At 72.8% G+C, this 6,644-nt stretch carries 4 protein-coding genes and 1 pseudogene; all 5 read left to right on the top strand.

Going from position 1 to position 6,644, the window contains the following annotated elements; genetic code table 11:
* Positions 1 to 256 precede the first annotated feature (256 nt).
* The gene (locus tag ACFQRI_RS22335; protein WP_380671695.1) at positions 257 to 1,003 is read left to right on the top strand and encodes a type 1 glutamine amidotransferase; all 747 of its coding nucleotides are present in this window, start codon (positions 257 to 259) and stop codon (positions 1,001 to 1,003) included.
* A 53-nt stretch (positions 1,004 to 1,056) separates the two neighbouring features.
* On the top strand, positions 1,057 to 4,095 hold the full coding sequence (locus ACFQRI_RS22330) for a bifunctional [glutamine synthetase] adenylyltransferase/[glutamine synthetase]-adenylyl-L-tyrosine phosphorylase (RefSeq protein WP_380671694.1): 3,039 nt from the start codon (positions 1,057 to 1,059) through the stop codon (positions 4,093 to 4,095).
* 577 nt (positions 4,096 to 4,672) lie between these two features.
* A complete protein-coding gene (locus ACFQRI_RS22325; RefSeq protein WP_380671693.1) occupies positions 4,673 to 5,533 on the top strand; it encodes an SMP-30/gluconolactonase/LRE family protein in 861 nt (286 codons plus the stop codon).
* Positions 5,534 to 5,716: 183 nt separating this feature from the next.
* Positions 5,717 to 6,058: pseudogene (locus ACFQRI_RS22320) on the top strand (DUF6194 family protein); the annotation flags it as partial.
* Between the two features lie 45 nt (positions 6,059 to 6,103).
* Positions 6,104 to 6,643 carry a GNAT family N-acetyltransferase gene (locus tag ACFQRI_RS22315; protein WP_380671692.1) on the top strand — a complete coding sequence of 180 codons (540 nt, stop codon included), beginning with the start codon at positions 6,104 to 6,106 and terminating at the stop codon, positions 6,641 to 6,643.
* The last annotated feature ends 1 nt before the right edge of the window (position 6,644 follow it).

Below are 6,644 nucleotides of genomic sequence, written 5' to 3'. Positions count from 1 at the left end.
TGGTACTGCACTCGGCAGGGTGTGGGAGAGTAAGGCACCGCCGACACATTCCCTGTGTGGTGGGGTGGAAACATTAACGTGTTTCCACCCCACCACTTTTTTATGCACTCGTCCCGAGGGCGTGGGGCGGTGGCGGTGTGGCTTTCGGGGAGGTCGTCGTGGTGGATGACGCGCTTGCCGGCTCCTGAGGAACTGGCCGTGTGGCGTTGTCCGGTCGGCGTTGGGTCGCGGCTCGTCGGGACGTATCGTCGGCGGCATGGGTGGTGTGCGGATCCTCGTGGTGCAGCCGTCGACGATCGACCCGATCGGGAGGTTGGGCGACTGGCTGGCCGACGCCGGTGCTGAGCTGGACGTGGTGCGGGCGTGGGAGCAGGAGCTCCCGGAGCTCGGCGACTACGACGCCCTGATCGTGCTCGGTGGTGAGATGGGCGCCTACGACGACATCGACCACCCGTGGCTGTCCGGGGTCCGGGGCCTCCTCAGCAAGGCCGTCACCCGGAACATGCCGGTGCTGGCGATCTGCCTCGGCGCTCAGCTGCTCGCCGCGGCCACCGGCGGGCGGGTCCGCGAGGTGCCGGACGGTCCGGAGGCCGGCACGCTGCTGGTCGCCAAGCGCGACGCCGCGGCCGAGGACCCGCTGCTCGGGCCGCTCCCGCTGACGCCGGACGTGCTCCAGTTCCACACCGACGAGTTCACCCTGCCGCCGTCGGCCCAGCTGCTGGCCTCCTCGCCGAAGTGCGAGAACCAGGCCTTCCGGATCGGTGATTGCGTCTACGGGCTGCAGTTCCACATCGAGACGACGCCGGAGACCGTGCTGCAGTGGGCCGCGGACTCCCCGCACGTCGCGGCCGCGGTTCGGCCAGGTCAGCTCGACCCGGAGCACCTGGAGGAGTTCCACGCCGAGCTGGCCGAGACCTGGCGACCGCTGGCCGACCAGTTCGTGCGGGTGGCGGCGACGCCGCCCGAGCAGCGCACGGCGAGCCGCTTCCTCCCGCTCGCGTGATGATCGTCGAGTCCGGTCTCCAGAACGGCCGGTAGCGGACTACGGTTCGGAACATGGCCAACAGCAACTCCTCGAGGTCGGGATCGCCGTCCCCGGCTCGGTACGGGTTCAGCGACACCGAACGCGCCGAAGCCCAGCTGCGAGGAGCGGGCTGGTGGTCGGATTCCGGCCCGGGGAACGCCGAGCCGATCGTGGCGGCGCTGTCCCGCACCCCCGATCCGGATCTCGCGCTGCACTCCGTGGACCGGCTGCGCGATGCGATGGCGGGCGAGTGGGAACAGCTGTCGTCGGCCCTCGGCGAGGACGTCGAGCTGCGCGGGAGGTTGTTCGGGGTTCTCGGCGATTCGACCGCGTTCGCCGACCACCTGGTCGCGCATCCGGACGACTGGCGGCGCCTGACCGCCGAAGCGGCGCCGCCGCGCATGCTCGACGAGCGCACCTCGTTGCTGCTGGAAGCGGTGGGCGCCCGGGGCGAGGGCGAGCCGGGCACCGGGGGCGGGCCGGTCGCCGAGCTGCGCGGGCACGAGGCCGTCCGCGCGCTGCGCACGACCTATCGCGGGCTGCTGCTCGACATCGCCGCCCGCGACCTGGCGAGCATTCCCGAGCCGGCGCTTCCCTCGGTGCCCTACGAGGAGGTCGCCGAGCTGCTCTCGGACGCTTCGGTGGCCGCGCTGCGGGCCGCTCTCGCGGTCGCGGTCGCCGAGCTGCGCCACGCGGGCGTGTCGGAGGTGCCGCGGCTCGCGGTGATCGCGATGGGCAAGTGCGGCGGTCGCGAGCTCAACTACGTCAGCGATGTGGACGTGGTCTTCGTCGCCGACGGGGAAGCCGACATCCCGGTCGGCACCCGGTTGGCCAGCACCATGATGCGGATCGTCGGCCCGGCGTTCTTCGAGATCGACGCGGCGCTGCGCCCGGAGGGCAAGGCGGGCGCGCTGGTGCGCACCCTCGACGGGCACCTGAGCTACTACCGGCGGTGGGCGCGCACCTGGGAGTTCCAGGCCCTGCTGAAGGCGCGGCCGGTGGCGGGGGACCGGGAGCTCGGCGACCGGTACCTGGAGGCGGTGCAGCCGCTGGTGTGGACGGCCTCGGAGCGGGAGAACTTCGTCGACGACGTGCGCTCGATGCGTCGCCGGGTGGAGGACCACGTTCCGACCGACGTGGTGGAGCGGGAGCTCAAGCTGGGTCGGGGAGGCTTGCGCGACGTCGAGTTCGCGGTGCAGCTGCTGCAGATGGTGCACGGCCGCAGCGACGAGGAGCTGCGCTCGGCGAGCACGCTGGAGGCGCTGCGCGCGCTCGGCGAGGGCGGCTACGTGGCCCGCGCCGACGCTTCGGACCTGGTGGACTCCTACCGCTTCCTGCGCACGGTCGAGCACCGGCTGCAGCTGCGCCAGCTGCGCCGCACCCACATGTTCCCCGAGTTCGACGACGCCGATGCGCTGGGCGTTCTGGGCCGCGCGGTCGGATTCCGCTCCAGCGGGCGCAACACCGCGGGGCAGGCCTTGGTGGCCGAGTTCCGCAGGCACGCCAAGCAGGTCCGGCGGCTGCACGAGAAGCTGTTCTACCGCCCGCTGCTGGAGGCGGTGGCGAAGGTGCCCACCGAGGCGCTGCGGTTGACCACCGCAGCGGCGGAGGCCCGCCTGGCGGCGTTGGGCTACGGCTCGCCGAAGGGCGCGCTGCGGCACATCGAGGCGTTGACCTCGGGCATGTCGCGGCGCGCGAGCATCCAGGGCGCGCTCCTGCCGGTGCTGCTGGACCTGCTGGGCAACACCCCGGATCCGGACGGCGGGTTGCTGGCCTACCGCAAGGTGTCCGAGGCGCTGGCCGAAACCCCGTGGTACTTGCGGTTGTTGCGCGACGAGGGCGTGGTCGTGGAGCGGCTGGCCCAGCTGCTGGGCACCTCGAAGCTGGTTCCCGAGCTGCTGATCCGCGCGCCCGAGGTACTGCGGCTGCTGGCCGACACGCCCGCGCTGGCCGAGCGCGATCCCGCCGAGGTGGCGACTTCGCTGCGCAGCACGGTCTCCCGGTACAGCGATCCGGCGCGGGCCGCGGCCGCGGCGCGGTCGCTGCGGCGGCACGAGCTGCTGCGCATCGCCTGCGCCGACCTGCTCGGCCTGGTCGAGCCGGACGTGGTGTGCCGTGCCCTGTCCAGCATCTGGGTGGCGGTCCTGGAATCCACTCTGGACATGGCGATGCGGGACACGGCGGCCCAGGAGGGCGGGCAGGTGCCGGCGCGCATCGCGGTCATCGGCATGGGCAGGCTCGGCGGCGCCGAGCTCGGCTACGGCTCGGACGCCGACGTGATGTTCGTGTGCGAGCCGGCCAACGGCGCCGAGGAGACCGCGGCGGTGAAGTTCGCGGGCGCGGTCGTCGAGCAGGTGCGGCGGCTGCTGGGGCAGCCGAGCCAGGACCCGCCGCTGGACGTCGACATCGACCTGCGCCCCGAGGGCAGGCAGGGTTCGCTGGTGCGCACCCTGGACTCCTACCTGAGCTACTACGCGCGCTGGGGCGAGGTGTGGGAGGCCCAGGCGCTGCTGCGCGCCCGCGCGGTGGCTGGCGACGTGGACCTCGGGGAGCGGTTCTGCCGCGCGATCGATCCGATCCGCTACCCGGAGGGCGGGTTGGACGAGACCAAGGTCCGCGAGATCCGCCGGATCAAGGCGCGGGTCGATTCCGAGCGCTTGCCCAGGGGAGCGGACCCGGCCACGCACACCAAGCTCGGTCGCGGCGGGCTTGCCGACGTCGAGTGGACCCTGCAGCTGATGCAGCTCCAGCACGGCCACGACACACCGGGTTTGCGCACCTCGTCCACGGTGGACGGCTTGCGGGCGGCGACCGAGGCCGGGCTGCTGGCCGAGTCCGACGCGAACGACCTGATCGAGGCGTGGACGCTGGCCACCCGCGTGCGCAACGCGGTCATGCTGGTGCGCGGCAAGCCCGGTGATCAGCTGCCGAAGAAGTCCCAGGAGCGCGTCGCGGTCGCGGCGGCCCTGGGCTATCCGGCCAACGTGGACACCGGCGAGGTCGTCGACGACTACCTGCGCATCACCCGACACGCCCGAGCGGTCGTGGAGCGCGTCTTCTACGGGACGTGAGCGCGCCGGAGGCGTTCGGGAGGAGACGTGATCGGGCGGACGAGGGCGACCACGCGGCGATCGTCGTCGCGATCGACCGCTGGTGGGAGGATTCGCGCGGGCCGGAGGAGGCGCGGCGGTTGGGCTCGCTGGTGCCGCGGATGTTCGTGCAGCACTTCGCGAGCACCACTTCGCGGCCGAGACCGACGGACGGATCAGGGTTTCCTGGTCGGCTTCCGCTCGCCCGATCCCCTGACGAGGCCTGCGTCCACTCGCCGTCGTGGACCCGATCACCGGCGCGGTGGGCTGGCGCGGCGCCTGTACGCCGCTTTCTTCGAGCGGGTGACCGCGCTCGGGCGAACCCGGGTGCGCTGCATCGTCTCGCCGGGAAACCGCGCGTCCCTCGCGTTCCACCGGAGCGGTGACGACCAGGTCGAGGGGCCCCGGTCCTGCTCGACTGCGACGGTCCGGGCGGGTCCCGGGTCCGCTTCGTCCTCGACCTGGGCGCTGCCCGCAAGAACCGCCGGTCGGCGGTGCCGGTGGGGAGTCGTCCTCCCTAGGCTGCTCTCGGGAGTTCATCGCTTGATCGGGGGCGAGGATGTCCGAGGAGTTCGAGCTGCTCGTCGATCGTCAGGCGTTGTGCGGGACCGGCCCGCTGTGGATGTCCTCGCTCAACTGCGTGCACTGGGTGGACCTGCTGCGCCGCGAGCTGCACACCTACCGCAGGGACACCGGGGCCGACGAGGTGCGGGTGCTGCCCGGCAAGATCACCGCGCTCGCCTCGACCCGCCAGGGCCAGCTCGTCGCCGCGACCGAGAGCGGCTTCGGGCGGGTGCACCTGGCGCGCGCCGGGTTGGAACCCGTGGTGCAGGTGCGCAGCGGGGATCGGATGGGCGCGGGAGGGTGCGATCCCGCGGGTCGGTTCGTGGCCTGCACCGTCACGCACGCCGCGGACCTGCGCGCCAGCGGTTGCTACGTGCTGGAGGGCAACCGGGCGCGCCTGCTGCTCGACGGTCTGACCGCGCCGGGCGGGCTGGCCTGGAGCCCGGACGGCAGCAGGCTCTACGTGACGGATCTGCACGCCGTCTGGGTCTACGACTACGACGTGGAGCGCGCCAGGGCGGTCTCCGGCAGGCGGTGGGTGAGCTGCCCGGAGGCGGAGGGCAGCCCGCAGGGCATCGCGGTGGACGCCGAGGGCTGCGCGTGGGTCGCGATGCACTGGACGGGGCGCATCCACCGCTACGCGCCGGGCGGCGACCTGGAGACCGTGCTGTGGGCGCCGACGCGCCGGGTCACCGGCCTGGCCTTCGGCGGATCCCGCCTCGAGGAGCTCTACGTGACCTCGGCGTGCTTCGGCTACGACGAGCTGGCCTTCGCCGCGGACCCCTACGCGGGTTCGCTGCTGCGCTTCCGCCCGGGAACCACCGGCACCGCGCGGGCGCCCTGGCAGGGCATCTGACCGGCGGCCGAGCAGCGCCGGCGCGGACGATGCGACCAACCGCTGCTAATAGCGATCATCTTCGACCGCTGCGATCAGGTCGTTCAGCGCGGCGCCGTCGGCGAGCAGTTCGCGGGAGCGCCGCTCGACGTCGGCGTCGCGCGCTTCCAGCCCCTCGACCACGTCCGGCAGCCCGTCCCGACCAGGGCGCAGCCCTTCGCGACGATCGTGACCAAGGACTACCCGGACGAGCCTCCTGCGGGGCTGGACCGCCCGGGCGCCTTCCGCGTGAAGATCGCGGCGGGGAAGGATGCCTTCACCCGATGGGTCGGTCGCGAACCGCGCGCTCCTGCTACCGAGGAGGTCGACCACGCGGCCACCGACACCGTTCGACCGCACCCGGTCTACGCCAGCGCGGGCTGGCTGGCCGTGATCGACCCCGCCGAGAACGCGGCGACGTCGACGTGCGAGCTGCTCCGCGAGGCCCGCCAGCGGGCCCGGGAACGTCACGAGAACCGGCCGACCTCGGGCGGATCCAGCGGCTAGTCTCGGATCGGATCGCGTTGGCGCGAGGGGAGCGCGGGGTGGGGGATGATCAGCTGGCGCAGGCTCGCCGAGCCGGACTTCCCGCTGCTGCGGCGGTGGTTGCAGCAGCCGCACGTGTCACGGTGGTGGAACCACGAGACCTCCGCGGAGGCGGTGGCGCGGGACTTCGGCCCGGCGGCGCGCGGCGCGGAGCCCGCGGAGGACCTGCTCGTGCTCCTCGACGGCGAACCGGTCGGTCTGGTGCAGCGCTGCCGGTACGGCGACTACCCGGAACACCTCGCCGAGCTCGCCCCGATCCTGGCGGTGGACGTCGAGGCGGTTTCCCTCGACTACCTGATCGGCGAACCGCGGTGGACCGGCCGCGGGCTGGGGCCGCGCATCATCCGGGCGATCGTCCGGGCCACTTGGACCGACTACCCGGCCGCGCCGTCCGTCGTGGTGCCGGTGTCGGTGCACAACCGGGCTTCCTGGCGGGCGCTGGAGAAGGCCGGGTTCGCCCGCGTCGCCGAGGGCGAGCTGACGCCGGACAACCCCGTCGACGATCGCAGGCACTACGTGTACGCGGTCGACCGTTCCGGCGGTTAGC

This window comes from Saccharopolyspora griseoalba (assembly GCF_042665275.1).
GTDB classification, from domain to species: domain Bacteria; phylum Actinomycetota; class Actinomycetes; order Mycobacteriales; family Pseudonocardiaceae; genus Saccharopolyspora; species Saccharopolyspora griseoalba.
This window is presented reverse-complemented; position numbering and strand designations above follow the sequence as displayed.

What these genes read in the sequence shown, in the direction of transcription:
- ACFQRI_RS22335 (WP_380671695.1), top strand. Translation starts at nt 257, where the DNA reads ATGGGTGGTGTGCGGATCCTCGTGGTGCAGCCGTCGACGATCGACCCG.
- ACFQRI_RS22330 (WP_380671694.1), top strand. Translation starts at nt 1,057, where the DNA reads ATGGCCAACAGCAACTCCTCGAGGTCGGGATCGCCGTCCCCGGCTCGG.
- ACFQRI_RS22325 (WP_380671693.1), top strand. Translation starts at nt 4,673, where the DNA reads ATGTCCGAGGAGTTCGAGCTGCTCGTCGATCGTCAGGCGTTGTGCGGG.
- ACFQRI_RS22315 (WP_380671692.1), top strand. Translation starts at nt 6,104, where the DNA reads ATGATCAGCTGGCGCAGGCTCGCCGAGCCGGACTTCCCGCTGCTGCGG.